Below are 26548 nucleotides of genomic sequence, written 5' to 3' on the forward strand. Positions count from 1 at the left end.
TGAGGCTGGATATGGCGTATCCTGACGCTGTTTTTAACACAGTTGTAATATGAGGTTAATCCCTTGAGTGACATGGCGAAAAACCTAATACTCTGGCTGGTCATTGCCGTCGTGCTGATGTCAGTATTCCAGAGCTTTGGGCCCAGCGAGTCTAATGGCCGTAAGGTGGATTACTCTACCTTCCTGCAAGAGGTCAATCAGGACCAGGTTCGCGAAGCGCGTATCAACGGACGTGAGATCAACGTTACCAAGAAAGATAGTAACCGTTACACGACTTACATCCCGGTAAACGACCCGAAACTGCTTGATAACCTGCTGACGAAAAACGTCAAAGTGGTTGGCGAGCCGCCGGAAGAACCGAGCCTGCTGGCTTCTATCTTTATTTCCTGGTTCCCGATGCTGTTGCTGATTGGGGTCTGGATATTCTTTATGCGTCAGATGCAGGGCGGCGGTGGCAAAGGCGCCATGTCGTTCGGCAAGAGCAAGGCGCGTATGCTCACCGAAGATCAGATTAAAACCACGTTTGCTGATGTCGCAGGTTGCGATGAAGCGAAAGAAGAAGTGGCGGAACTGGTTGAGTACCTGCGTGAACCGAGCCGTTTCCAGAAACTGGGCGGTAAAATTCCAAAAGGCGTGCTGATGGTGGGGCCGCCGGGTACCGGTAAAACGCTGCTGGCGAAAGCTATCGCCGGTGAAGCGAAGGTGCCGTTCTTTACGATTTCCGGTTCGGACTTCGTGGAAATGTTCGTGGGTGTCGGTGCCTCTCGTGTGCGTGACATGTTCGAACAGGCTAAAAAAGCCGCGCCGTGCATCATCTTTATCGATGAAATCGACGCCGTAGGCCGTCAGCGTGGCGCAGGCCTGGGTGGTGGTCACGACGAACGTGAGCAGACCCTGAACCAGATGCTGGTTGAGATGGATGGCTTCGAAGGTAACGAAGGCATTATCGTTATCGCCGCGACTAACCGTCCGGACGTGCTTGACCCTGCGCTGCTGCGTCCAGGCCGTTTCGACCGTCAGGTTGTGGTCGGTCTGCCGGATGTACGTGGTCGTGAGCAGATCCTGAAAGTGCATATGCGTCGCGTACCGCTGTCACCGGATATTGACGCGGCAATCATTGCCCGCGGCACGCCTGGCTTCTCGGGCGCGGATCTGGCGAACCTGGTGAACGAAGCGGCGCTGTTTGCTGCCCGTGGTAACAAACGCGTCGTGTCGATGGTGGAATTCGAGAAAGCGAAAGACAAAATCATGATGGGTGCGGAACGTCGCTCCATGGTGATGACGGAAGCGCAAAAAGAATCCACGGCGTATCACGAAGCAGGCCATGCGATCATCGGTCGTCTGGTGCCGGAACACGATCCGGTGCATAAAGTGACGATCATCCCGCGCGGCCGTGCGCTGGGCGTGACCTTCTTCCTGCCTGAAGGTGACGCGATCAGCGCCAGCCGTCAGAAGCTGGAAAGCCAGATTTCGACGCTGTACGGCGGTCGTCTGGCAGAAGAGATCATCTACGGTGCGGAGCATGTTTCCACCGGTGCGTCGAACGACATTAAAGTCGCGACTAACCTGGCGCGTAACATGGTCACCCAGTGGGGCTTCTCCGATAAACTCGGTCCGCTGCTGTACGCAGAAGAAGAAGGCGAAGTGTTCCTTGGCCGTTCTGTCGCAAAAGCGAAGCATATGTCTGATGAAACGGCACGTATCATCGACCAGGAAGTCAAAGCGCTGATTGAGCGTAACTACAATCGCGCCCGTGAGATCCTGAATGCGAATATGGATATTCTGCATGCGATGAAAGATGCGCTCATGAAATATGAGACCATCGACGCACCGCAGATCGATGACCTGATGGCTCGCCGCGATGTGCGTCCGCCAGCGGGTTGGGAAGATCCAGGCGCGTCCAACAACTCTGACAGCAACGGCACCCCGCGTGCGCCGCGTCCGGTCGATGAACCGCGTACGCCGAACCCGGGCAATACCATGTCAGAGCAGCTGGGCGACAAATAAGTTTTTCGCACTGATGCTGTGTCTGTATTACTTCAAACCCTGGAGCTTGCTCCGGGGTTTTTTATTATTCTGTTGACCTCGTTATACAAGGGATGACTTATGAAACGCTTTGCTCAGGGGTCCGTGCTCGACCTGTCGCATCCACATGTTATGGGCATTCTTAACGTTACGCCGGATTCCTTTTCTGACGGTGGCGCGCATAACACGCTGATCGAGGCGGTAAAGCACGCTAACCTGATGATCAATGCGGGGGCGACCATTATCGACGTCGGCGGCGAATCGACGCGTCCGGGGGCGCTGGATGTCAGCGTGGATGAAGAGTTGTCCCGCGTGGTGCCGGTGGTTGAAGCGCTGGCGCAGCGTTTTGAAGTGTGGATCTCGGTTGATACCTCAAAGCCGGAAGTGATCCGCGAAATTGCCCGCGTCGGCGCGCATCTTATCAATGACATCCGTTCCCTGACGGAGCCGGGGGCGCTGGAGGCGGCGGCGGAAACCGGGCTGCCGGTCTGTCTGATGCATATGCAGGGCGACCCCAAAACCATGCAGGATGCGCCAAAATACGATGATGTTATTACTGACGTAACGCGCTTTTTTATCGACAATATTGCACGTTGCGAGCAGGCGGGCATCGCAAAAGAGAAATTGTTGCTCGACCCGGGATTCGGTTTCGGTAAGAATCTGTCCCACAACTATGCGCTGCTCGCCCGCTTATCTGAATTCCATCAGTTTGATCTACCGTTGCTGGTGGGAATGTCGCGCAAATCGATGATTGGCCAGCTACTGAATGTAGGGCCTTCTGAACGCCTCAGCGGCAGCCTGGCGTGCGCGGTGATCGCGGCAATGCAGGGCGCGCATATTATTCGTGTCCATGACGTAAAAGAAACGGTAGAGGCTATGCGAGTGGTCGAAGCCACACTGTCAGCGAAGGGAAAGAAACGCTATGAGTGAACGTAAATATTTTGGAACAGATGGTATTCGTGGTCGTGTAGGCGATGCGCCAATTACGCCGGATTTCGTTCTTAAACTCGGCTGGGCCGCCGGTAAAGTCCTGGCGCGCCATGGCTCGCGTAAAATCATTATCGGTAAAGATACGCGCATTTCCGGCTACATGCTGGAATCGGCGCTGGAAGCCGGGCTATCAGCGGCGGGCATTTCCGCCTCTTTTACCGGACCAATGCCGACGCCTGCTGTCGCGTACCTGACGCGGACCTTCCGCGCGGAAGCGGGAATTGTGATTTCCGCCTCCCATAACCCGTTCTACGATAACGGTATTAAATTCTTCTCCATTGACGGCACCAAACTGCCGGATGACGTGGAAGAGGCGATTGAAGCCGAACTGGAAAAAGAGATCACCTGCGTGGATTCGGCGCTGCTGGGTAAAGCCAGCCGTATCGTCGATGCCGCCGGGCGTTACATTGAATTCTGCAAAGGCACCTTCCCGAACGAACTCAGCCTTAAGGGTCTGAAAATTGTGGTTGACTGCGCGCACGGCGCAACCTACCACATCGCGCCAAACGTCTTCCGCGAGCTGGGCGCTCACGTCATCACCATTGGCTGTGAGCCGAACGGCGTGAACATCAACGAGGAAGTAGGGGCAACGGACGTTCGTACGTTGCAGGCCCGCGTGGTGGCCGAAAAAGCCGATATCGGTATCGCCTTCGACGGTGACGGTGACCGCGTGATCATGGTGGATCATGAAGGTAACAAGGTTGATGGCGATCAGATCCTCTATATCATCGCCCGTGAAGGTCTTCGTCAGGGTCAGCTGCGCGGTGGCGCAGTCGGCACGCTGATGAGCAATATGGGGCTGGAGCTGGCGCTGAAACAGCTCGGCATTCCGTTTGCGCGCGCAAAAGTGGGCGACCGCTACGTGCTGGAAAAACTTCAGGAGAAAGGCTGGCGCATTGGTGCGGAAAACTCCGGCCATATTCTGCTGCTGGACAAAACCACTACCGGCGACGGTATCGTGGCTGGCCTGCAGGTTGTGGCGGCGATGGTACGTAACCATATGACCCTGCACGACCTGTGCAGCGGTATGAAGCTGTTCCCGCAAATCCTCATTAACGTACGCTTTACGGCTGGCAACGGCGATCCGCTGGAAGATGAAACCGTGAAAGCGGTCACCGCAGAAGTGGAAGCGGCGCTGGGTAATCGCGGCCGCGTGTTGCTGCGTAAATCCGGTACCGAGCCGTTGATCCGTGTGATGGTGGAAGGTGAAGACGAAGCGCAGGTAACGGCATTTGCTAACCGCATTGCGGACGCAGTGAAAGCGGTATAAGTAACATCTCTGATGTATAAGGGTGGCTATGGCCGCCCTTTTTTTGTTTTTATTTTTAACAAATAATGCTTTTAAATATAAAAGCAAAAAAAGTCTGCTTATCAAAAAAATTATAATTAATTTTAGTTCTTTTTAAAATGCGCATTCTTATGATGAATTTAACAATAATAAACTACTTTCTTAAACATTTATCTAACGTCTTTTCATCAACCTAATCATGATGACTAATATTCAGGCCTTCAATATTCATTGAAGAAATTTGTTTGGTGTTAATTATAGTTCAAAGTTGAGGTTATTCATGCTAATTATTTTTTGTAAGTAATCTAATGTGTTATAAGGCTGTGTTTTAACCGTGCATAAAAAAACTTAACAGTGGAGACGATTGAGCATGAACAAACAAACGTTTGAAGGAAGTATCGCTCCTAAAGAGCGTATTAATATCAAATATGTTCCTGCAACAGGAGGGGAACAGGCTGAAGTAGAATTGCCCTTAAACATCATGGTAGTTGGTGATTTAAAAGGTGGTAAAGAGGAGTCCGCAATTGAAGAGCGCGAAGCTATTTCAATTGATAAAAATAATTTTGACTCTGTGATGGAGAAAGCAGGTTTACATCTAAGTTTTGCTGTACCTAACCGGCTGCAGGAGGATTCAACGGAGGAATTGCCTGTTAATCTGGATATACGTTCGTTAAAGGACCTGTCACCAGACAGTGTAGCCAGACAGGTTCCAGAAATGAAAAAATTGCTTGAGTTACGTGAAGCTCTTGTCGCCTTAAAAGGGCCGCTGGGTAACATTCCTTCATTCCGTGCAAGCCTGCAACAGTTGCTGACAGATGATCAAACTCGTGCGCGACTATTAAAAGAACTCGATTTAGTTCTTGATGATCGAAAACCGCAATAAGCAATCAGTCCGAAATAAATACATAAGGATTTTGTATGTCTCTACAAGAAAGTATTCAGCAAAATGAACTGAATTCTGAATCGTATTCCTTGCTTGAGCAAATCATGCAGCAGGCGCGCTTACAGCCTGAAGATGAAGGTTATGATATTGCGAAACAGGGCATATCCGCTTTTATCGCCAATATCCTCGAAACCGGGCAGGAAGGCGTTCCGGTAAACAAGCTTTTAGTAGACCGAATGATTTGCGAGTTAGATAAAAAACTCAGCGCGCAAATGGATGAAATTGTACATGCTGATGCGTTCCAGAATATGGAATCCTCGTGGCGCTCATTGAAGTTACTGGTAGACAGAACAGATTTCAGGGAAAATATCAAAATTACTATCCTGCATGCCACCAAAGAAGAGCTGCTTGATGATTTTGAATATTCACCGGAAATTGTGCAATCAGGCTTCTATAAACACATTTACTCAAGCGGGTATGGTCAGTTTGGGGGAGAGCCCGTTGCTGCAGTCATAGGAAGTTATGCGTTCACGCCATCGACTACAGACATGAAACTGCTCCAATATGTGAGTGCCGTAGGCGCGATGGCCCATGCTCCTTTCTTGTCATCCGTTAGTCCCTCCTTTTTTGGACTCAATCGTTTTACAGAACTCCCCGCTATTAAAGAACTGAAAGCGGTTTTTGAAGGTCCTGCATATGTAAAATGGCGTGCTTTACGTGAATCCGAAGACTCCCGTTACCTGGGGCTTACGGCTCCACGATTTTTACTGCGTCTTCCCTATGACCAAAATGAAAACCCTATTAAATCCTTTGATTATCAGGAAACAATTCATGATGAGCATGATAACTATTTATGGGGGAATACTGCCTATCTGCTGGCTTGCAACATAACTGATAGTTTTGCGCGTTATCGCTGGTGCCCAAATATTATTGGACCGCAAAGCGGTGGTGCTGTAAACGACCTGCCGGTACATAAATTTGAGTCGCTGGGTCAGTTACAGGCCAAAATTCCTACCGAAGTTCTTGTAACCGACCGGCGTGAGTTTGAATTGGCGGAAGAAGGTTTTATAACGTTAACAATGCGGAAGGGAAGTGATAATGCAGCGTTCTTCTCTGCAAATTCAGTTCAGAAGTGCAAAGTTTTCCCAAATACGCGTGAAGGCAAAATCGCTGAGACAAATTACCGTCTTGGTACCCAACTACCTTACATGTTCATCATTAACCGTCTGGCGCATTATGTAAAAGTATTACAAAGAGAGCAGCTTGGAGCGTGGAAAGAAAGACAGGATCTTGAGCGAGAGTTGAATCGCTGGATTCGGCAATACGTTGCCGACCAAGAGAATCCACCTGCTGAAGTTCGTAGTCGTCGTCCATTACGGGCTGCCCAGATCATGGTTTCTGATGTTGAAGGTGATCCAGGCTGGTATCAGGTGTCAATGGCTGTCAGACCACATTTCAAATATATGGGAGCAAGTTTCGAGCTCTCATTAGTGGGCCGTCTTGATAAGGAGTAATGTTTATGTCTGCGCTTATTGTATGGCGAAAAAATCATTCGGCTAGCCTCTTTGAGCGCATTGAAGATAATCTGGCCACCAGATGTTCTAATGATGAAGATGGTCTGGTGGCCTCTTTAAAGCGCAATCTACAGGCAATCCTTAACACAAGGGTAGGAAACGCCCAAAGTTGTAAAGAACTTGGCATTATAGATTTCAACGATGCTACCGGGAGTTCAGTAGAAGTCTATGCCACAATTTGTAAGGCCATCCAGCGTTGTATTGAACATTATGAGCCTCGCATCCACAAAGTCGAGGTGGTTGCACAGCCTAATGAAAACGATCCTTTAACGCTATATTTTTCAATAAAAGCGCTGATTGTGTTCGATGAGAAAGAAAGACTAATTAATTTCAACTTGCGAATAGATGGAAGTCACAAATATAAAATCGATTAATTATAGATATCACTTATGAAACTTGATGAGTTTTTTAAAGATGAATTATCATGGCTCCGTATGCAAGGAGCCGATTTCTCAAAAGCATGGCCGCAACTGACACGCTTTCTTTCGGAGAAAAGTGCAGATCCAGACGTCGAAAGATTGCTGGAAGGGTTCGCATTTTTATCAGGCACATTACGCGCAAAAATCGAGGATGATTTCCCGGAGCTTACCCACGGCTTGCTAAATATTTTATGGCCTAACTATCTTCGCCCAGTTCCATCTATGGCAATTATAGAATGCACACCGAAAACAGGGTCCATTACTGAAGCATGTAATATATCAAAAGGTATACAGTTAGGCTCTACTCCGGTCAATGATACTGTATGTACTTTTGTAACTTGTCGTGATGCGTGGATGCTTCCGTTAGAAATAACAGATGTAATTAAGGATAATAGCAATGCTAATGGTACTATTTCACTCTTTTTGAGGACGTTTAGCGCACAGCCGCTTAGTAAAATTTGTCTTGATCATCTGCAATTTTTTCTTGGAAATGATTACTACGTTGCGACACAACTTTATTTATACATGCTTCATCACCTTGATTGTGTGAAAATTAAGCTTAATGGTGTTGAGTTTGCATTACCTGGATTAAAAGTCGCTCCAGTAGGTTTTAAGGATAGTGATGCTTTGCTGCCCTACCCAAAAAATGTTTATTCAGGCTATCGTATTTTACAAGAGTTCTTTTGTTTTCCGGATGGTTTTTTGTTTCTTGATTTGAAAGGGTTTGACTCCCTGCCGCAGGAAACACTTATAAATGATATTGAACTCATTTTTCGTTTTGATAAACCTTTCCCGGGTGACTGTCGTATAACCACGTCTACCATAAAGTTACATTGTGTCCCGGCCGCCAATTTATTCGCGCATAACGCAGAGCCAATACATTTAAGTGGTAAACGTTTAAGTTATCCTTTAAAAGCAAGTCATAAAAAGCCCGAGATTTATGAAGTATTTTCCGTGTTGAAAGTTGAAGGGTGGTTAAGTGAGCATCTTGATAAAACGGGCAAACAAAGCAAAGGTGAAATGAGGTGTTATCATGCTTTTGAAAAATTCAGGCACGACATCGAATTCGAAAAAAAGAAAATAATGCGTTATTTTAAAATTGGCGTTGCTAATTCTTTACACTTTTCTGGTTTCGAACACGACATTTCCTTCTTTAGAGGGGATGAGCATATGACTGATAGTAATGATGAAGTAATTTCGGTGGCAATGCTCTGCACCAATCGACACTTACCTGCTGAACTCGGTATCGGTGATATTTATCTCCCATTGGGAGAATCTCCTCCCTGGCTGTCATATAAGAATATCACTTTACCTTCGCGTACACTTAGGCCATTGATCAATGATGATCTGCATTGGACATTGATATCAAACATGGCGCTCAACTATCTGTCACTGTTAGATAAAAATGCATTTCTTCAAATTATTCGTAACTATGATTTTCCGGCAATGAATGATCAACAGGCTGCACGGATATCACAACGAAGGCTAGATGGTATTGAGAAGATTGACACTCATCCTGTTGATAGATTGATACGTGGCATGCCGGTACGCGGTATTCAATCGACATTATATGCTAAACGTAGCGCTTTCATGAGTGAAGGTGAGTTGTATTTGTTTGGTTGTATACTTTCTCGATTTTTAGCACTCTTTGCTAACATAAATTCATTTCATGAATTATTGCTCGTAGATACTGAATCACAGTCTGTTTATCACTGGCCATTACAACAAGGCAATCATTCATTGATATAATGAATAATAATTTTACTGAATATAATTTTTATCAATTGATTGAACTGCTCTATCGTAATGAAGGGCAGGATATCGAACGGCTTGAAAACTTGTTACCTGCAAAGGAACGGATTCGCTTTGTTGCAAGCGGCTCGCTGGGCTTTCCTTCTGGAGATATTGTTTCAGTAAATAAAAACAACCAGGGATATGAGGTAGAGGTTTCATTTCTCGGACTTCAGGGGGCTCAGTCACCGTTGCCAGGTTATTATCTTGAAAACGTGGCGAGACAGTATCTCCATGGCGAAGATGGTCCGGGGCAATTTCTTAACTTTTTTAATCACCGATTCTTAATGTTACTGCACCGTGCCTGGCGAAAATATCGCTATCATGTGAGATACCGCCAGGGAGGGCAGGATCGATTTTCTCAATGTATGTTTTCTCTAATAGGACTGGGGAGTAAAGAGTTACGCCAATCTTTATCAATTAATCATAGCAAAATGCTGGCCTATTCAGGCCTGTTAGCTGCGCCTGGACGTTCGCCTCAGGTTGTTGAAGGATTAATCTCACACTGTTTCGATCTTAAGAATGTGCGCATACATTGCTGGCAGTATCGTCGTGTTGCCATTGCGAAGCATCAACAGAATATGCTTGGTAAAGCCAATGTTTCGCTGGGTGAAGACTTCGTTATTGGTGATTTTTGCCCCGACATAAGCAGTAAATATATTTTAGAAATAAATGAATTGGCATATTCTGAATTTTTAAGATTTCTTCCTAATGGTGATCTTTTTAAGCCTTTAGTTACTGTTATGTCATTTATCATGCGAGAACAGTTTGCCTGGGATCTTGAGTTAAATCTTGCAAAAAAACAGTTTGAGAAAACATGTCTGGGCTCGGGGAATGGATGTCTATTGGGATGGACAACGTTTCTTGCCCCTGTGCCACAGGAACCAAAAATTACGCTTCGTGTTCAGGAATGATTATTATGAATAATTCAATGGAATTGATATTAAACATTGTCGATTCACACAGTATCAAAGGAAAAACAAAACGTTCTCATGTGTTTCGCAAAGAAGGAGGAACAATAGGAAGTAAAGAAATTCAAGATGAAAAACACTGGTTTTTACAGGACAACAGTGAAGGCATAGATGTTATTCATGCACGGATTATTTTTCAGGATGGCCGATTTTGTATTGAAGATACAAGCGGAAAAACTTTTATTAATGCTGCCGATCACAGTATCGGTAAAGACAATATTGTAGCTCTTACCACAGGCGATCAGCTGCGAGTGGGTAAGATAATACTGCACTCTCAGTTGAGGTACCCTGGAGAGAAAATTGATGTCCCTGATTACTCTCAACTACAGGAATTGATCTCTACTGAAGATAAAGGAGATGTGAATCAAGTCATCAATGCCACTTCAGCTTCACTATCGAGGCATATTTATGATGAATCTGTTTTATCAAGCCGGCCTTTTGATCCGGGTACCCTTGGTTTGCGATCGCCTTATTCGACTCCAGAATCATCTGATCCTCAGGGCTATGCCGATGATTTAAAAAACGTTACGGCGAGAGTAGAGCCTATGTTGGATGAGGAGTTCATTGATGTGCCCAACCCTTATCAACAACCTGAGAGCTACTATACACAACCTTTCGAAAGTGTAGCCCTTACACCATTAATGCGGGGCATGAATAATTTCTTCAGTTTTATTGATAGCGAACAAGCCAATGCTTTTTTAGAGGAGGCAGGCCGTACACTGGAATCCGCTATCAAAGGGCTATTGCTACTCGAGCAGGACCGCATCCGCATTAATAAACAGATGCAGCCCGTAGAAGATAACCCTCTACGCCTTCAAATGGATTATGTCACAACGCTGGATACAATGTTCGGTGAACGTAAAAGCCAGGTGCATCTTTCACCTTCTGCTGCTGTGTGGGAGTGTCTGTCATATATAAGATTACAAAGCCATGCCTCTGAGCGTGCTGTAGAAACTGCGCTTGATAGTGTTATTCAATCATTTTCACCGGATGTTTTATTGGCCCGTTTTCAACGGTATCGTCATGATTCAATGGCCGATATCAATGATCCTTCGTGGGCCTGGGAAATGTATAAATATTATTTTGAAGAGCTCCAGTCCTCAAGGCAGGCAGGTATTAACCGCTTATTTCGCGAGGTTTTTGAACAAGTTTATGACAAATGTTTACGGGAGCTGCGTGAGGAGGCCAAGATATGACCGTTTTAAAAACGGGATTTTCGGCAGTGCTCATGTTTATGGTAGCTATGGGATTAGCCGGATGCCAGAGTTCAATATGGCCTGGTGATGAAACACCTGATGTCACTAAATTGCCTTCTACTTTGGGTCTGACATTACTTGCGGATAAAGATATTAATCCTAATGAAAGTCAGGTTGCTTCCCCTGCCGCATTTCAGCTCATCTGGATGTCAGACGATTCTAAGCTCATGGCCGCTGATATTGACCAGTTACAGGAGAAAAAAATAGAAGATACATTAGGTAAAAACTACATAAATCATCAGGATTTTACGTTAGTACCTGGCCAATACAAGTATCTTCCTCCTGTCGAAATGGATAAGGATGTAAAATATATCGGTGTTGTTGTCTATTATAGTCATCCTAATAAGTCCCAATGGAAAAAAGCTATAAAACTATTTCCTTTAGGGCGGCATTATCAGGTTTTAGTCCACCTGCATAAAGATAGTGTAGACATTCTAAAAGAGAGTGAGGATTAATGTTAACACGCAATCGTATTATATGGAATGAAGGTTTATTTATTAAACCTCAGCATTTTCAGCAGCAACAAAGGCATAATGACTATCTGCTCCATTCTTTTTTTTCTGCATTATCAGAAAATTTTTATGGTGTTACTGAGCTAAAGATAAATGAAGAACATCTAAGTTTTGGACAAGTTACGTTAATCAGTGCCTCTGGCATTATGCCGGATGGAACCCTGTTTAACCTCCCTTATGAAGATATTCTTCCGCAGCCACTTAAAGTGGCAGGTAGTAGTTTGGTAGGGCAAGTCGTTTATCTTGCTGTTCCTTTAATGAGCGATCATATTCAGGAAATAAATATTTCCAGTGAAAGCTCTATATCTAAAACACGTTATCAGGAAAGTATAGAAACGGTACGCGATCTCTATTCCGCCAGCGCAGACATAACTTCGCTCAAAGTGGCAAAAGTGAATCTTAGACTGATGCTAGAAAGTGATGACAGAAGCACATTCGCTTCGATACCCATCGCGCGTATTGCGGATAAACGGCCCGATGGGAGTTTATTGCTTGATAATAATTTTATCCCTACTTGCTTGACTATCAGCACTGTTTCGCAATTAAGAAGCTTTCTTTCCGAAGTCACAGGTCTCGTGATTGAGCGTGCAAAAAACCTCGCCGACAGAATTGGTTCGCCAGGCCAACAAGGCGTTGCTGATGTTGCTGAATTTATGCTGCTTCAATTGTTGAACCGCATGCAGCCGCAGTTAAATCATCTGAATAGTAAAGTAATTTTACACCCTGAAGCGCTTTTTAATCTTCTGGCAGGTTTTTGCGGTGAGCTGATGACATTTACCGACCTCTCACGTTTACCTCACAACTTACCGCTTTATTATCATGACAACTTACAGCGCAGCTTCCATCCTCTTATGCTCTCATTAAGACAAGCGCTTAGTACCGTACTTTCCCCGCGAGCCGTTTCATTGCAGTTACGAGAGCAACGATTTGGCGTCTTTGTTGCGGCTATTACTGAGGAAGAGTTACTGCTTGATGCTGATTTCGTGCTTGCAGTAAAAGCAAATTTACCGCTTGATATATTAGGCAAACAATTTATGCAGCAAAGTAAGGTGGCTACACCTGAAACGATAATGAAACTGGTAAGTACGCATACGCATGGTATTCCACTGCGTCCTTTAGCGGCATCGCCCCGGCAGCTTCCTTACCACAATGGGTACATTTATTTTTCTTTAGACCATCAGACTCCGTATTGGCCTAAAACTGGAACAAATAGCGGATTTGCTTTCCATATCGGAGGGAAGTTCCCTGAGCTGGATATGCAATTCTGGGCTATCAGGAGATAATCAATAATGCAAAGCAGAACCGATATCCATTCAGTAATTATGCAGGAGCTGAATCAATCGCTACATGTCAACGCTGTAGGAAGTCTGAATGACACAGAGTTGCTACATCATCCAAATGCGTTGATAAGTCAATCCTCGTCCTTATTAGGTTTTGTGGTCCGGGTTAAATCGCTTATGGATGCACCGGCTGATAAAAATTTGATTGATCGCATTGAACATGAACTTCACATCATTTTACAAAACCTTGAATCTGAAAAATATGAGCCGGGTATTTTATTATCCTGGAGCTATTTTTTTTGTACATTCATAGATGAAATGGTTATGGCTCGTCCATGGGGCATTGAGAGTTGGGCGCAACATACACTTCTGGTACGCTTTCATAATGAAACATGGGGAGGCGAAAAATGTTTTCAGCTAATAAACCGTCTCCTATTAGAACCTTCACGATATCGTGATTTGCTTGAATTTATTCATCTTTGCTTATGTCTTGGGTTTCAGGGTCGATACAGAATGACGGTACAGTATCAGGAGGAGCGTGAACGGATCCTGCGAGTAATACATCAAAAGTTACAAAGCGTTAATGCTGTCGCTGCCATGGAACAGCCTGTTCTTTTGCAAAACACGGTTGTTCATTATGGTGCTCTTACGCGTGATAAAAAATATGGGTTAAGAAGCTTACTTTCCGTCAAAAAGATAGTTTGGCTCATGGTTGGATTGGCTTTGATGGGGTTTCTTATTTTTCAGTGGCAGCTACATATTCAGACTGCAAATATCATAGTTAAATTAGAAGAAATGCTGCCGTGATAAGCAGGCTGCCCATACTAGATCGAAACAAGGAGAAAATATGATCAGGATAGAGATGTCGACGCTGGTAAAACGCATGCATCCACTCGTAAGGAACGCCCTTGAGCGTGCAGCAGCAGTAAGCGTCAATAAGCAAGCTGAAGAAATCACTGTCAATCATTTATTATATGAATTAATTTGCACCCCTTTATGTGATATACATATCATAATGAATGAATATGGTGTCGATATTGAAAGTGCACGGTCTTCTTTACTGGCATTCACAGATTTATTACCCATTTCTGCATACCCGGAAGCTTACCCCTCTTTTTCTCCATTACTTGTAGAATGGCTACAGGATAGTTGGTTATTTGGATCAACAGAGCTTGAGCATAATGAATTAAGAAGCGGCGCTCTGTTACTAGTTTTACTTCAACATCGTCACCGCTATCTTAATGCAGAATTTTGCCGTTTGATTGATGGTATTCATCGCGATCAAGTGTTGGCTCGTTTTGGCGTTCTCACTCAGGATTCTGCAGAAAATAACGTTGTTAAAAGCGTACAAAGTGTTCGTAATGAAGCAACGATAGCAAGTGAGGGAAGCTTACTTTCTCGCTTTACGACAAATCTCACGGATGCCGCACGCCACGGCCAGCTTGATCCTGTTCTTTGTCGTGATGACGAAATTGACCTGATGATAGACATCCTGTGCCGCCGACGTAAAAACAACCCTATAGTCGTTGGTGAAGCCGGCGTGGGTAAAAGTGCGTTAATCGAAGGGCTGGCTTTGCGAATTGCTGCCGATAATGTTCCATCACAGCTTACTGGTACCGCGGTGCTATCCCTTGACCTTGGGGCTATGCAAGCCGGAGCCTCGGTAAAGGGTGAGTTCGAAAAGCGATTTAAGGGTGTTATGCAGGAAATTTATGACGCACCTGTTCCGGTGATCCTTTTTATCGATGAGGCGCACACATTAATTGGTGCTGGTAATACTCAGGGCGGATTGGATATTTCTAATTTGTTAAAACGAGCATTAGCGAGAGGAGCGTTGAAAACCATCGCTGCGACAACATGGAGCGAATATAAAAAGTACATTGAGAAAGATGCAGCTTTAACCCGCCGTTTCCAGTTAGTAAAAGTTCAGGAACCTCATCCTGAGCAGGCTATCACTATTTTACGTGGTCTTGTCTCTTACTATGAGTCGGCGCATAACGTTCTGGTTGATGACGATGCAATTGTAGCCGCTGTACAGTTGAGTGCTCGCTACATTTCCGGGCGCCAACTCCCTGACAAAGCCATCGATGTTCTGGATACGGCTTGTGCTCGTTGTGCCATTAATTTATCAACACCCCCAAGAACTATAACAGCGTTGATAACACGGCTTAATGAAATTGAGCAGGAAATTACTCACATTGAACGTGAACAACGTATAGGGCTCAACGATCATGCTGAACGCCTGGGCGAACTTTTTCAATCTCGTCAGAGCAGTAAAGTTGAACTTGCCAAACTTGAAGCGCAATGGCATAGCCAAAGAACACTGGTCACGGAAATAATCGCGTTACGTAAATTATTACTTGATGGCGATACTTCATCAACTGTCGCCATCAGCCTGGCCGATTTAGAAGAGCAGCTTGCTGAATCGCAGAAAACACATCAGTGCCTTTCAGCTCACGTTGACCGAAGCCAGATCGCTACAGTTATTGCAGAATGGACCGGTGTACCGTTACGGCAAATATCACAAAATGAACTGAAGGTGATTACCGAATTGCCTGCATATCTTGCTGATACGATAAAAGGTCAGGATTTAGCATTAAAACATTTGCACCGACATTTATTGACGGCGCGTGCTGATTTAAGAAAAGGGGGAAGACCGCTCGGCGCTTTCCTTCTGGTTGGCCCCAGTGGTGTCGGTAAAACGGAAACGGTACTGCAACTTGCCGATCTTCTTTTTGGCGGCGCTTCGTGGCTGACAACCATCAATATGTCGGAATTTCAGGAAAAACATACTGTGTCGCGGCTTATCGGCTCACCCCCGGGCTATGTCGGATATGGCGAAGGCGGTGTCCTGACTGAGGCAATTCGTAAAAAGCCTTATTCAGTTGTTCTGCTTGATGAAGTTGAAAAGGCGCATCCCGATGTGCTGAACCTTTTCTATCAGGCTTTTGATAAAGGTGAAATGGCCGATGGCGAAGGACAACTTATTGACTGTAAGAACATAGCCTTTTTCCTGACCTCGAATCTGGGTTATCAAACAATCGTTGAGTTGAGTCATTCACCAGAACAGATTCAGGATGCGCTCTATCCAGAACTTGCCGCTTTCTTCAAACCAGCGCTGCTTGCCCGTATGGAAGTGGTTCCTTTTCTGCCTTTGGATGAAGAGACCATGATGTCAATTGTCCGTGGCAAACTGACCAGTCTCACAGCGAAACTGGCCTCTCGATTTTCTGCTGACGTCTGCATTGATGAAGAGGTCTATGAAGAAATAATTTCCCGTGCCACCCGCAAAGAAAATGGCGCACGAATGCTTGAATCGGTAATTGACGGGGCGTTACTTCCTCCTGTGTCCCTGGAAATTTTGCAAAAACTTTCAGCAGGGGAAGCTATCAAGCGCGTCCATTTCAGCATTAAAGAAGGGGAGTTCGCAGTTGAGGTAATAAGCTAATGTCTCTGTCCGCAGCTCACTCCATACTGGAGTTGCTTTCCTGCAATGATATGACGGAGCTCCTGACGCGATTTTCTGCGCAAATGGATGAGCTTGCGCCCGGATGCTCTCAGCTATCAGGATTGCTAATGCCGCGGAGTTCGCTGATTGAGTGCCGCGTTAGTGGCTCTCACTCCGGTTTAATTCATCTGGACGTTAATGATTTCCGGCATCCCCTGGCTCAGGTGATTCGCAGCGGTAAACCTGCTGTCTGGTTATCATTAAATTTTGGAGCGCGGATCGAGCACCCTGCTTTCAAAGCGCTAGTGCAACGTCAAAAAACTGAATGTGGTTTATACGCTTTTCCATTCGTTGATAACAATGGACATGTCTCTGGGGTGTGGGCGGCACTTGCCCCATCGATAACGATCGGTAAGTTAGTTGATACCCAGGGGCATTTCCAGGTTATTACTCAGGTGGTTCAGCATCGCATCAGAGAATTAAGCCAACGGCGATTACATGTTGATAACGGCGCAAGTAACGATTTTAAGGCGACTGAAGGGGCCTGTATTGCGTCTCACTATGTACAGTTCCTGCTGGAGAGGTTGCAGGTAGATAAACCTGTTGCCCTGACAGGCGAGTCGGGGACCGGGAAAACCTGGCTGGCCCATTATCTGCATGCATACTCTCGCGATACCTCTTCGCTGGTATGCTTTGATTGTGCCGTCCTGTCAGATGAAATGCAGGGCTTAAAACTGTTCGGTGAAAATAGCGTTGCTGGTGCCGCGCTGGTGAAAGCGCATCGGGGATATCTGCTTATAGAAAATATTGATGCTTTGGCTGCTCGCTGGCATGCGCGCTTTCAACATTTTCTTGATACGCATGAGGTGATCAGTTGTGATGCCCGGGATTCAGGTACGGTGACATTAAAATTGATAGTGACATGCAGGAGATCGTTTTCTGAACTTAATAAATTATACCCCACAAACGCAGGCTTTTATCATCGATTTTGTGGTGCTGAAATATATTTGCCGCCGCTGCGTGATAGAATGCACGATATTAAGAAAATCACAGGGATATTACTGGAATCAATAAAAAAGCCCCTGGCACAATCGGCAGGTCTTTCGGAAGATGTTCTGGATGTTTTGTTAACGCATACGTTTCCCGGGAATATCCGTGAGCTGGAAAACATCATTCGTATTTATATTATTACGCTGGAAAATGAAGGGGGTGAACAAGCACTGGCGACGCTTGTAACAAGATTAAAAGCAAGTCAGGGATGCTCACTCTCCTTTTCCACCGCATACGTTATGTCTGGTTCATTAAAGAAAATTTTGGCCTATTACGAGGAAGTGGTATTACGTCATCGGCTGGAAAAATACAATTTTGATAAAGAACGCGTTGCTAAAAGTCTGTCTATATCAAGACGTTCACTGGATATGAAATGCAAGAAGGCAGGGATATCGCGATGAAATATAAATCGTATGTATTAATAGTCGGTCTTTCTGTTTTATCTACGGGATGGTCTGCGGCTACGCCAGTCAACAAAGCGTTAACGGAACCTCTGGCGATTGATATTCAGACCGCTATGCAGGCTTGTCGTAAGGAATCATCGCCCCTTCCTCGTTTGCAATGTTATGACGATGCATGGCATCCCGAATTAAAGTCTGCAGAAAAAGGTAAACCTGATCCGTACTGGTGGCAGGTAACCAGCCAGGAACAGGCCAGAAAGCCTGATGATCCTTTGCTATTGCTCAAATCGATCAATGGAGAGGCCGGTACGTCTTATCTGCTGCTGACCGTTCCCGGCAACGGTAACTACCCGGCGAGAGCGACTCTCGCTATTAGCTGTATTGAAAACATCACGCGTATGCAGATTGTTTTTAACGCTCCGCAGGGAAAAGGCGATCAGATATTACACCTCATTGCTAACGGGAAAAGTGTGCCAGGACGATGGTTCTGGCGCGGAAGCGGATATCGACTGGAGGCGAGCCGTGGGTTACAGGGTATTGCAGAAATTCAGCAGCTTTTTGGTGCGAAAGAACTCGAAATCGCTGCTGAACACCCGGCATTGAATCACTTACGTTTTCGTATTGATGGACTGAAAATTGCAATTGAGCCTTTAAGAAAGGCATGTCACTGGTAACACATGGACGTTAAAAATATGACAATGATTGATCACCCCTGGCGGCAGCGGCTTCTCGCCAGCCTGCCGGCTGAAAAGATAGCGGCAAAGATCTCTGATGAATGCCCATTCTGGGAAGAGATAGACAATAACATTGCAAAACTGGGATCCCTTACGCACGGTCAGGTCGATATCCCGCGTCTTCAGGAGCTGTGTCTGACCTTGCTGGAGGAGGAGAGCAAAGATTTTCGCATATTTATTCACCTCCTCCGTACGCTACAGCATAGCGGTAATCCTGACGGACTCGTTCTGGCATGTTCACTGCTGAACGATTACATGAATTGTTACGCGGGGATCGCATGGCCGCAGGACAAGCAGGTCAGTTCGCGGTTGCTTCAGCAGGTTTTCAGGCGGTTTGACAGCGCTGCAGTTCACTTTTCAAAACGCGCTGATGAGCAGCATCGTCAGCAAATGCATCAGGCATTGACGACGCTTTTAGACCGCGTTTCTTCACTGGATGAAAAACGCGCGGCCGACGTTCGACAGCTTATGACTGCGTATGAGCGCGTCAGCGATCCTGATACTACACCTCTGCCCGCAGCCACTCAGGAAGCAACCGCGGCAGCCCCGAACATTCCGGCCAATATTGAAATACGTAGTGATTCTGAACGGGCATGGCGCCAGAGTTTACTTGATGTAGCTGAGCGCTTATGTGAAACGCATCCCGCCGATCCGGTGGGCTATTTATTACGCCGACATGCTATCTGGAGCACAATTAATAGTCTTCCGCCCACTAAAGAAGGATTTAAGACCCAGCTTGCCGCCGTTGCAGCTGACAGAACGGCAGATTATCGCCGACGGATTGCCTCTGATCCCAGTGTCTGGAAAGAGATTGAAACCAGCGTGACGCTTGCACCATGGTGGTTTGATGGCCATTACCTGTCGGCATCGATTGCCTTGCAAAATGGTTATCATGCTGTCGCAAACGCGATACGTGAAAGTATAAATCGGTTCCTTGAGAAAGTGCCTGGCGCAGAAATATTGCAGTTCAGCGATGGTTCTCCTTTTGTGAGTAAAGAGACCGCCGCCTGGTTAGAAAATGACGCGGTTTCCCCAATGCAGAATGGGGGTGGCCTTAACGACGAAGCGGTATGGCAGGAATATCATAGTAAGGGGCTACAGGCGGCCCTTCGTAAACTAAATAACGCGCAGCAAAGCACGCCTGGAAACGATCCGCGTATTTATTTTTATAACCAACTTACCACCGCGCAATTATTGGCTGAAGAAGGATTATCAGACCTCTCGCAGCATCAATATGCCACGCTCTGGAAAAGTATCAGAACGCTTTCCCTTGAGGAATGGGAACCCTCGTTAATCACATTTATAAAGAAAAATATTGCCGATGCTTCACAGGGACTGGAGTAATTATTCATGAACATTATAAATAAAATCACATATTGGCTTTCCCCGTTACGTACAGTGAAGTCGCTATTTCTTCAGCTGTTGCGTCTGAAACCCTTGTTACCACGCTTCTCTGTCTCCCTGGTTTTACTATGGCTGGTCTGGGGGCTGGGCCTCATTGCGATCTGGACGTGGGGGCCGCGCTGGGTTTGGGGTGAGAGTCAGCCATTAGCATCACAGAGCAATCGTGTCGTAGCTACGCTTTTGCTTTTGCTGATTGCGCTGAGCGTGGTGAGCTTTTATTTGTACCAGCAGGTGAAAAAAACACTCCCCGGGCAGGCATCGGTTGAAAAAAAACCTTATCAGGCGAGTGTTGATTATCAGGAAGAGTATCTAAACGAGTGGATGCAACACTATTTGCAACGTAGCCACCGTAAAAATGCAAACTATAACCGTCCCTGGTACATGCTGTTAGGAGATAGCGTTAGTGGTAAGAGTGCGCTCATTCGTCAGTCGGATCAGATTATTCCGTTGGATTATGCCAGTGAGTATATAAGAGAGCTACATGAAGGCATTGAACTCAAAACACTTAAACTTGCGCTGACAAATTCGGCGGTCATTATCGATCCACCCGGTGAGTTTTTTCAGTCCAGGAACGATGCAGTCGAAAAAGGGGCCAGCAGAGGCGAGCGATTGCACCAGCACCTTCTTGACTGGCTTATACAGCATCGACCCCGGCAACCTTTGAATGGCGTTGTACTTACGCTCAACGTTCAACAATTGATGGCTATGAATGATGAAACGCGTCGTGTATGGATGCAGGGCTGGCAAACCCGTATCCTGGAGCTTAGCGATCGTTTCGCCTGCCGTATGCCGGTATATATTGTTATCAATAAGATGGATGTACTAAACGGTTTTGAGGCTCTTTATCCCTCCTTGTCCCAAAAAATACGTAACCAGACGCTGGGCGTTTCATTTTCATTAGATGCTGAGCAAGGGACGGGCTGGCGACAGGAGTTGACCAATTTCTGGGACGAATGGCAGAACAGTCTTAACCAGCTTATGCCGCAGCAAATGATTAACGGCACTTCTATCGATCTCCGCACCTCGTTGTTTTGCTTCCTTGGACAATTATCAGCACTGAGGAATATTACGGAGGAAATCATAAATGATTTGCTCAGGCATTATAATCGCGATCCCGGCAGGCAAATGCTTATTCGCGGCTGTTATTTTACGTCTGCCGTTCAGCAAAACCGGCGCAGTGACTTTTTTCAGGATGCTATTTCCAGGCGCTATGAGTTACGCGAACCCACCCAGGGCGTATGGCCGTCGAAGGAAAATCAGCGGGGTTACTTCATCCATCAACTCTTTGCAGACGTGCTTTTTGCCGAACCTCATCTCGCGGGAGAGAATAATGAATTTACGCGGGTACGCCGACATAATCTGGCGCTGGCAACCGTCATCTCGGGAGGGGTGGCACTGGCTTTGTTAAGTGGCTGGTATTACTACTACTTAAAAAATTATCAGGCAGGGCAACTGGCTTTAAAAAAAGTAGAAACCTTTCAAAAAATCGGCACGCCAGATTTTACCAAACCACTTGGCGCTGACTGGTTACCGCATATGGATATCATTCGTGAAGCCACGCTTTCCTACGGTGATTACCATAACAAAAACTCATTGTTATCGGACATGGGACTCTATCAGGGAGACCGCATAGGTCAACTGGTTGAAAAAACGTATTTACGCTTTCTTGAGCTTCGCTTTTTGCCTCAATTAATGGCCGACCTGCAAAAGCAAATGGAAAATGCGCCAGATAACAGCGATGAAAAACTGGCATTGCTGCGCGTGATGCGCATGCTGGAGGATAAAAGCGGACGCAACAAGACGCTGGTTGAAGAGTACATGCGTGGTCGCTGGCAAAAAGCCTTTACCGGGCAGAAAGATGTGCAAGATCGTCTGATGCAGCATCTTGATTATGCTCTTGAACATACAGACTGGGCCTATGACCGCCGTGAAGGCGATCAGGAGGCAATTAAAGCATGGGAGCCTTTTGCTGGCGATGTGCATAGCGCTCAGATGGAACTCAGCAAGCTGCCGCTCTATCATCGTGTCTATCAGAACCTGGGCATTAAAGCACGGGATCAGTTACCTCCGGACCTCGACCTTCGCACAGAAATTGGGGCGCAGTTTGATACGGTATTTGTGGCAGATGATGAAGAGCTACTGCAAATTCCTCAATTCTGGACCCGTTATGGGCTAAGCCACTACTTAGTCAAACAACTGGATCGCCTTGTTGATATTACCGGGCTGGATGCCTGGGTTCTAAAACTTACCGAACATACTGATTATAGTGAAGCGGATAAGCAGGAGATCCAGCGGCAGATTATGGATCGCTATGTGGGCGATTACGTCAGTCATTGGCGTAATGCGCTTAATAACCTGAATATAAGAGAGTTTGCTGATATCACTGAAGCGATAGATGCTCTGGATGCCGTGTTGAATAATGGGCAACCTGTCTGGCGCACCCTGTTAGTGTTACGGGATAACACGCAGGCCCAGCTACAAATGGCTATTGCCGATCCCAAAACCGCCGTGAAAAATGCGCAGAAAGAAGGGGGGAAAGCGTCAGAGATCCTCAATGTTGCCCAGAAACAAACCCTTGAGCAAATGGCGAATCAACCTGAATACCAGCTGCTCAACCGTATTGGACGTTCCTTTGTGGAACAGAAAGCGCTGGTAGAGCATAGCGAAGATCAGAACGGTCAGTTACGTCAGGCTTACAATGCGTTATCGGCAATGAATGGTGAGCTTCATCGGGTCAGTAACGCGCCTGAACCCGGCAAAGCGGCATTACTGTTAGTGCAAATGCGTTTACAAAAGAACAATCCGGATGCTTTTTTCACCGCGAAACAGATGTCGCGTAACTTATCAGATCCACTCGGTCGCTGGGTTGGGCAGTTTGCGGACAATAGCTGGGATGCAGTAATGAAACTGGCATTGCAATCGCTGGAAGCGGAATGGTCCAGCAAAGTTGTGACCCCATTCTTAACGCAAATGGCAGATAAGTATCCTTTTAATCCGAAGGCGACGAAAGACGTTGCGCTAAGTGACATGGAACGTTTCTTTGCCCCCGACGGTGTCATTGATAGTTTTTACCGGGACAACCTCAGGGTGTTCGTTGAAGGGCAGGCAAGTTCATTAGAGGGTAAGACGGTTATCCGCCCGGAAATCGTGCGAGCCCTTAAACAGGCTGAAAAAATTCGCGCGATATTCTTCTCGAAGCAGAATGGCTTTGGGATCCAGTATGCTATTTCACCCCTGGAGCTCAGTGCTAACAAACGTCGCGCCGTGCTTAACCTTGACGGACAGCTTATTGATTATACTCAGGGTAATCATGTCACTGCCCATCTGGTATGGCCTAATGCGATGCGCTCCGGTAATGAAAGTAAAGTTACCCTGGTGCCCGCCGCCAGTGATACCTCACCGCGCAGTATGGGTTATTCCGGTCCCTGGGCCACCTTTCATATTCTTGATAAAGGTGAACTCACCAGTATTCAGGAGGGGAATTTTGATATCCGCTTCACCGTTGATGGTGGAACGGTAACGTATCGCGTTTATACAGATGCATCAGACAATCCATTCTCTGGTGACGTTTTTAGTCAGTTTACCTTAATGGATCAACTTTATTAGTAAAGAGCACTATCAGATCTGTTTTTGAAAAGCAGGTCTGATAGCTTTTTACATAAAATAAAGCGTCTGGTTCGTAATATAAAGGGAACGTTCTCTTTACCACCTTAATAACGCTTCTTGTTACTGGACCGTCTTATTACGGAATAAATAAAGGGAATGTCGATTATATAAGGATCGTAAATATGAGCAGTCATGAATGCCGGCAGAACTGCCAGTGCAAAAAACAGGTCATCCCGGTGATATTTGTCCCCGACATAATGGGCACCCGGCTGTACAACACCCACGAGAAGCTGGTGGTGTGGGATCCAATGGCGGGGATGGGCAGCTACCATACCCCGCTCGGCACCGCCGTGGCGGATCTTAGCGGGGTTATCAGTCAACAGACCGCAGCGATAAACGACTCGGTTGCCGTAAAGCGGGTGATTGCGCTGCAGAAAACCATCAAGGCGCTGCAGGGCACGCTGACCGGGCTGTACAAAACCAGTACCCGGCTGCTGAAACTCCTGGGGCAGGATGACGTGGCGAAGCGGCTGGATGCGGCCGCTGAAGATGCGAATACCGACACCCATAACGCGGTGGCAAAGGTCAGGGAGGAGCTGGCCAGGGTTAAAAAGCAAATCGCGGAACTCGAGGCAAAAATCGACGGCGCCTTTGAAACCATGGGCAAGCTGGAAGGCGTACTGCAGATCGGCCGTAACATCTGGGGCATGATTTCGGTGCTGGAGTGGATGTTTCACGACGCTGCAGAGCGACGCCGGTTGCTGGTGGGGGAGAAGACAGGCCGGGACGATACGCTGCTGACCCTGCCGCAGGATGCAGAGACGGGCAGGTTTGACCGCGGCTATTTTACCGGTAAAACGTCGGTGCGCCCGCTCGAGGCAGAGGAGCGCTTTAAGCGCGGGTGGGGGGAAGTGTGCTGGGAGCAGTACGGCGAGTTTCTGATGGAGCTGCAGCGCCAGCTCGACGCGCACTTTAACCTGCGCGGCACGAGTCAGGCGGGGAGCACCGGGAAAGGCGCCATTCCGAAGCCGTCGCTGGTGACGGGTAAGCAGCTGAAGGACCTGCTGGCGGCCATAGAGACGCTGTTTGATATCCGTGGCGGGGAGAAAAAGGCCGACGGTAAAACGCCGGAAGGGACAGCGCCCGCCGCTGCCGCTGCTGCACCGGCCCCGGACGCCAAAAAACCGGAGGACAAAAAGCCGGAGGACAAAAAACCGGAGGCGGAGAAGAAGGAGCCGCCGCTGCCCTGGGGCGAGGCGAAAAACTATGCCCTGCAGATGGGTGGTTTTGCGTTTCCGCTGCATGTGGTGGGCTACAACTGGATGCAGGGCTGCGCGGACGGGGCGCAACGACTGAAGCGCCGCATCAGGCAAATCGCCGCGTCCTATAAGCCCGCGGGGACGGAAGGTATCACCCAGAGCTGGATAACCCGGGAGCCGGTAAGCCAGATTATCGTCATCACCCACGGCACGGGCGGGCTGGTGATGGAGGCGCTGCTGGCGGACGCGCCGCCGGAAACGGACGGGAAGAACGCAGTCAGCGGGGATGGCGGTCAGCAGACCGGTAGCGATAACAGTGATATGAGCGGGAGAGATACAGAGGAGTATTCTGACGCGGGTGAGATGGAGGCTGAAGCCAGTCCGTTTGTCGTGCAGGAGGAACCTAATCCTTTTACCGGCGGACTGGAGTTACTGAAGGCCATTCACGTCGGGCTGCCTGAGAACGGTACGCCGGAAACCTACGCGTGGTTCCGTGCGGGCATGCAGACGCCGGTAAAAGCGGACAGCAAATCAGACATGGCGGTGGCCTACGTCACGAATCAGGTGCTGGGGGCGAACGCGATGGAAATCACGGCAGTGCTGAGCTATAGCCAGTGCGCGCTGGAGACCCTGCCGAACAACGCCTATCCTCAAAAATGGCTGTGCTGGCAGCCTAAGCCGCCGGAGGGAGGTAAACCTCCGGCCCTGGTGCCGCTTAAATTAAAGGAGGATATTTACAGCGAATATATAATAACTGACCCCTGGTACAGATTGATAAATAAAGATTACACCTGTGCAGGCATTGAGTACGCTGAGACGGATTTTAAAATGATTCAGCGTTATATCCAGTGCTGCCCCTCTTTCTATTCCGCACTGGCGCAAGGTTTAATTCCTACGCCGTCTAAATTTATTAGCGGAAAAAACAGCAAGCCCTCAACGCGGGATAAAATCGCCTGGCAGGCGCAACATTATGCCACCCCCCTGCCGCCGGCAGAAGCCTGGACGCTGTACGGCAAAAATATCCCGACTGATAACCCGCTGGTAAAAGGCATCAACTCATTTTTTAAAACGAATTTACTTAGCAGCCTGGCAGACAGCGGGGAGGGGACTATTTACCTGACTTCACCGCAAATGCGTGCCGATATTCTTCCGGTGGAGTTTGTTCTGCAGAAAGGAACCGGCGAAGGGGACGGACAGGTTACGCCGGACGCCGTAAAAGAGGCCGAGGTGGTCGCCTGCAGCGAGTACCACAGCGATATTCTGCAGGATGAGGCGATTCGCAGGGCGGTAAACACTGCGATACAGCAGGCGACCTGGGAATATAAAGCTGAGCAAAGTAAATAGCAGGGAGCAGGGTATGAAAGGAATAAAAACGGTTTTACTGAGTTGTTGTATCGCCCTGGCTGTACAGGGCTGCGGAACAGTGGCAAGGGGAAAGGAGTCTGAAATGAGCGGAAAAATGTCCACAAAGCAACACTGCTTCGGGCGTTATGTGGTGGAGCTGCCGGATTATATGTTTATGTATGATGGTGTCTATCGATTTGAAAATTTTGAGATCAACGTAATGACTGGTGTGAAGGTTGATCGCCCCACAATTGAAAAAGACTGGGTAAAATACATTAAAGGCCAGCTGGCACGAGGTATCAAAGAGGATGGC

General features: G+C 47.2%; 18 protein-coding genes and 1 pseudogene. All 19 read left to right on the forward strand.

Annotated features, from left to right (window positions below; all coding sequences use genetic code 11):
- The first annotated feature begins 72 nt into the window (after positions 1-72).
- Entirely contained in the window at positions 73-2007 is a 1935-nt protein-coding gene (gene ftsH, locus ACQUTD_RS19700) for an ATP-dependent zinc metalloprotease FtsH (RefSeq protein WP_473274428.1), read from the forward strand.
- Positions 2008-2106: 99 nt separating this feature from the next.
- Complete coding sequence (gene folP, locus ACQUTD_RS19705) at positions 2107-2955, forward strand: dihydropteroate synthase (protein ID WP_072569588.1); 849 nt, start codon at positions 2107-2109, stop codon at positions 2953-2955.
- Positions 2948-4285: a phosphoglucosamine mutase gene (gene glmM, locus ACQUTD_RS19710; RefSeq protein ID WP_072569589.1), complete on the forward strand. Its 1338-nt coding sequence runs from the start codon at positions 2948-2950 to the stop codon at positions 4283-4285. Before folP ends, glmM begins: the two co-directional genes overlap by 8 nt.
- A 388-nt stretch (positions 4286-4673) precedes the next feature.
- On the forward strand, positions 4674-5186 hold the full coding sequence (tssB, locus tag ACQUTD_RS19715; RefSeq protein ID WP_473274429.1) for a type VI secretion system contractile sheath small subunit: 513 nt from the start codon (positions 4674-4676) through the stop codon (positions 5184-5186).
- A 35-nt stretch (positions 5187-5221) separates the two neighbouring features.
- Positions 5222-6700 (forward strand): type VI secretion system contractile sheath large subunit, encoded by a 1479-nt coding sequence (gene tssC / locus ACQUTD_RS19720; RefSeq protein ID WP_473274430.1) that lies wholly within the window; start codon positions 5222-5224, stop codon positions 6698-6700.
- Between the two features lie 5 nt (positions 6701-6705).
- The gene (gene tssE / locus ACQUTD_RS19725) at positions 6706-7134 is read left to right on the forward strand and encodes a type VI secretion system baseplate subunit TssE (RefSeq protein WP_473274431.1); all 429 of its coding nucleotides are present in this window, start codon (positions 6706-6708) and stop codon (positions 7132-7134) included.
- 15 nt (positions 7135-7149) lie between these two features.
- A complete protein-coding gene (gene tssF / locus ACQUTD_RS19730; RefSeq protein ID WP_473274432.1) occupies positions 7150-8928 on the forward strand; it encodes a type VI secretion system baseplate subunit TssF in 1779 nt (592 codons plus the stop codon).
- Positions 8928-9884: a type VI secretion system baseplate subunit TssG gene (tssG, locus tag ACQUTD_RS19735; RefSeq protein ID WP_473274433.1), complete on the forward strand. Its 957-nt coding sequence runs from the start codon at positions 8928-8930 to the stop codon at positions 9882-9884. The genes tssF and tssG overlap by 1 nt, the downstream gene beginning before the upstream one ends.
- A 5-nt stretch (positions 9885-9889) precedes the next feature.
- Positions 9890-11137, forward strand: coding sequence for a type VI secretion system-associated FHA domain protein TagH (gene tagH / locus ACQUTD_RS19740; RefSeq protein WP_473274434.1), 1248 nt, complete (start codon positions 9890-9892; stop codon positions 11135-11137).
- On the forward strand, positions 11134-11652 hold the full coding sequence (gene tssJ, locus ACQUTD_RS19745; protein WP_473274435.1) for a type VI secretion system lipoprotein TssJ: 519 nt from the start codon (positions 11134-11136) through the stop codon (positions 11650-11652). The genes tagH and tssJ overlap by 4 nt, the downstream gene beginning before the upstream one ends.
- A complete protein-coding gene (tssK, locus tag ACQUTD_RS19750; protein ID WP_473274436.1) occupies positions 11652-12992 on the forward strand; it encodes a type VI secretion system baseplate subunit TssK in 1341 nt (446 codons plus the stop codon). Before tssJ ends, tssK begins: the two co-directional genes overlap by 1 nt.
- 6 nt (positions 12993-12998) lie before the next feature.
- Positions 12999-13796, forward strand: a complete 798-nt coding sequence (gene icmH / locus ACQUTD_RS19755) for a type IVB secretion system protein IcmH/DotU (RefSeq protein WP_473274437.1) — start codon at positions 12999-13001, stop codon at positions 13794-13796.
- 40 nt (positions 13797-13836) lie between these two features.
- Complete coding sequence (gene tssH / locus ACQUTD_RS19760; protein ID WP_473274438.1) at positions 13837-16437, forward strand: type VI secretion system ATPase TssH; 2601 nt, start codon at positions 13837-13839, stop codon at positions 16435-16437.
- Positions 16437-17888, forward strand: coding sequence for a sigma 54-interacting transcriptional regulator (locus ACQUTD_RS19765; protein WP_473274441.1), 1452 nt, complete (start codon positions 16437-16439; stop codon positions 17886-17888). Before tssH ends, ACQUTD_RS19765 begins: the two co-directional genes overlap by 1 nt.
- Positions 17885-18562, forward strand: a complete 678-nt coding sequence (vasI, locus tag ACQUTD_RS19770; protein WP_473274442.1) for a type VI secretion system-associated protein VasI — start codon at positions 17885-17887, stop codon at positions 18560-18562. The genes ACQUTD_RS19765 and vasI overlap by 4 nt, the downstream gene beginning before the upstream one ends.
- Positions 18563-18565: 3 nt before the next feature.
- Entirely contained in the window at positions 18566-19966 is a 1401-nt protein-coding gene (tssA, locus tag ACQUTD_RS19775; RefSeq protein WP_473274443.1) for a type VI secretion system protein TssA, read from the forward strand.
- A gap of 6 nt (positions 19967-19972) precedes the next feature.
- Complete coding sequence (tssM, locus tag ACQUTD_RS19780; protein ID WP_473274444.1) at positions 19973-23632, forward strand: type VI secretion system membrane subunit TssM; 3660 nt, start codon at positions 19973-19975, stop codon at positions 23630-23632.
- Between the two features lie 182 nt (positions 23633-23814).
- Positions 23815-26235 carry a hypothetical protein gene (locus ACQUTD_RS19785; protein WP_473274445.1) on the forward strand — a complete coding sequence of 807 codons (2421 nt, stop codon included), beginning with the start codon at positions 23815-23817 and terminating at the stop codon, positions 26233-26235.
- 13 nt (positions 26236-26248) lie between these two features.
- A pseudogene (locus ACQUTD_RS19790) lies at positions 26249-26548 on the forward strand (hypothetical protein); the annotation flags it as partial.

The organism is Enterobacter sp. K510 (assembly GCF_055804875.1).

Bases quoted from the DNA above. Each gene is read 5' to 3' on its own strand.
- ftsH (WP_473274428.1), top strand. From the start codon at position 73: ATGGCGAAAAACCTAATACTCTGGCTGGTCATTGCCGTCGTGCTGATG.
- folP (WP_072569588.1), top strand. From the start codon at position 2,107: ATGAAACGCTTTGCTCAGGGGTCCGTGCTCGACCTGTCGCATCCACAT.
- glmM (WP_072569589.1), top strand. From the start codon at position 2,948: ATGAGTGAACGTAAATATTTTGGAACAGATGGTATTCGTGGTCGTGTA.
- tssB (WP_473274429.1), top strand. From the start codon at position 4,674: ATGAACAAACAAACGTTTGAAGGAAGTATCGCTCCTAAAGAGCGTATT.
- tssC (WP_473274430.1), top strand. From the start codon at position 5,222: ATGTCTCTACAAGAAAGTATTCAGCAAAATGAACTGAATTCTGAATCG.
- tssE (WP_473274431.1), top strand. From the start codon at position 6,706: ATGTCTGCGCTTATTGTATGGCGAAAAAATCATTCGGCTAGCCTCTTT.
- tssF (WP_473274432.1), top strand. From the start codon at position 7,150: ATGAAACTTGATGAGTTTTTTAAAGATGAATTATCATGGCTCCGTATG.
- tssG (WP_473274433.1), top strand. From the start codon at position 8,928: ATGAATAATAATTTTACTGAATATAATTTTTATCAATTGATTGAACTG.
- tagH (WP_473274434.1), top strand. From the start codon at position 9,890: ATGAATAATTCAATGGAATTGATATTAAACATTGTCGATTCACACAGT.
- tssJ (WP_473274435.1), top strand. From the start codon at position 11,134: ATGACCGTTTTAAAAACGGGATTTTCGGCAGTGCTCATGTTTATGGTA.
- tssK (WP_473274436.1), top strand. From the start codon at position 11,652: ATGTTAACACGCAATCGTATTATATGGAATGAAGGTTTATTTATTAAA.
- icmH (WP_473274437.1), top strand. From the start codon at position 12,999: ATGCAAAGCAGAACCGATATCCATTCAGTAATTATGCAGGAGCTGAAT.
- tssH (WP_473274438.1), top strand. From the start codon at position 13,837: ATGATCAGGATAGAGATGTCGACGCTGGTAAAACGCATGCATCCACTC.
- ACQUTD_RS19765 (WP_473274441.1), top strand. From the start codon at position 16,437: ATGTCTCTGTCCGCAGCTCACTCCATACTGGAGTTGCTTTCCTGCAAT.
- vasI (WP_473274442.1), top strand. From the start codon at position 17,885: ATGAAATATAAATCGTATGTATTAATAGTCGGTCTTTCTGTTTTATCT.
- tssA (WP_473274443.1), top strand. From the start codon at position 18,566: ATGGACGTTAAAAATATGACAATGATTGATCACCCCTGGCGGCAGCGG.
- tssM (WP_473274444.1), top strand. From the start codon at position 19,973: ATGAACATTATAAATAAAATCACATATTGGCTTTCCCCGTTACGTACA.
- ACQUTD_RS19785 (WP_473274445.1), top strand. From the start codon at position 23,815: ATGAGCAGTCATGAATGCCGGCAGAACTGCCAGTGCAAAAAACAGGTC.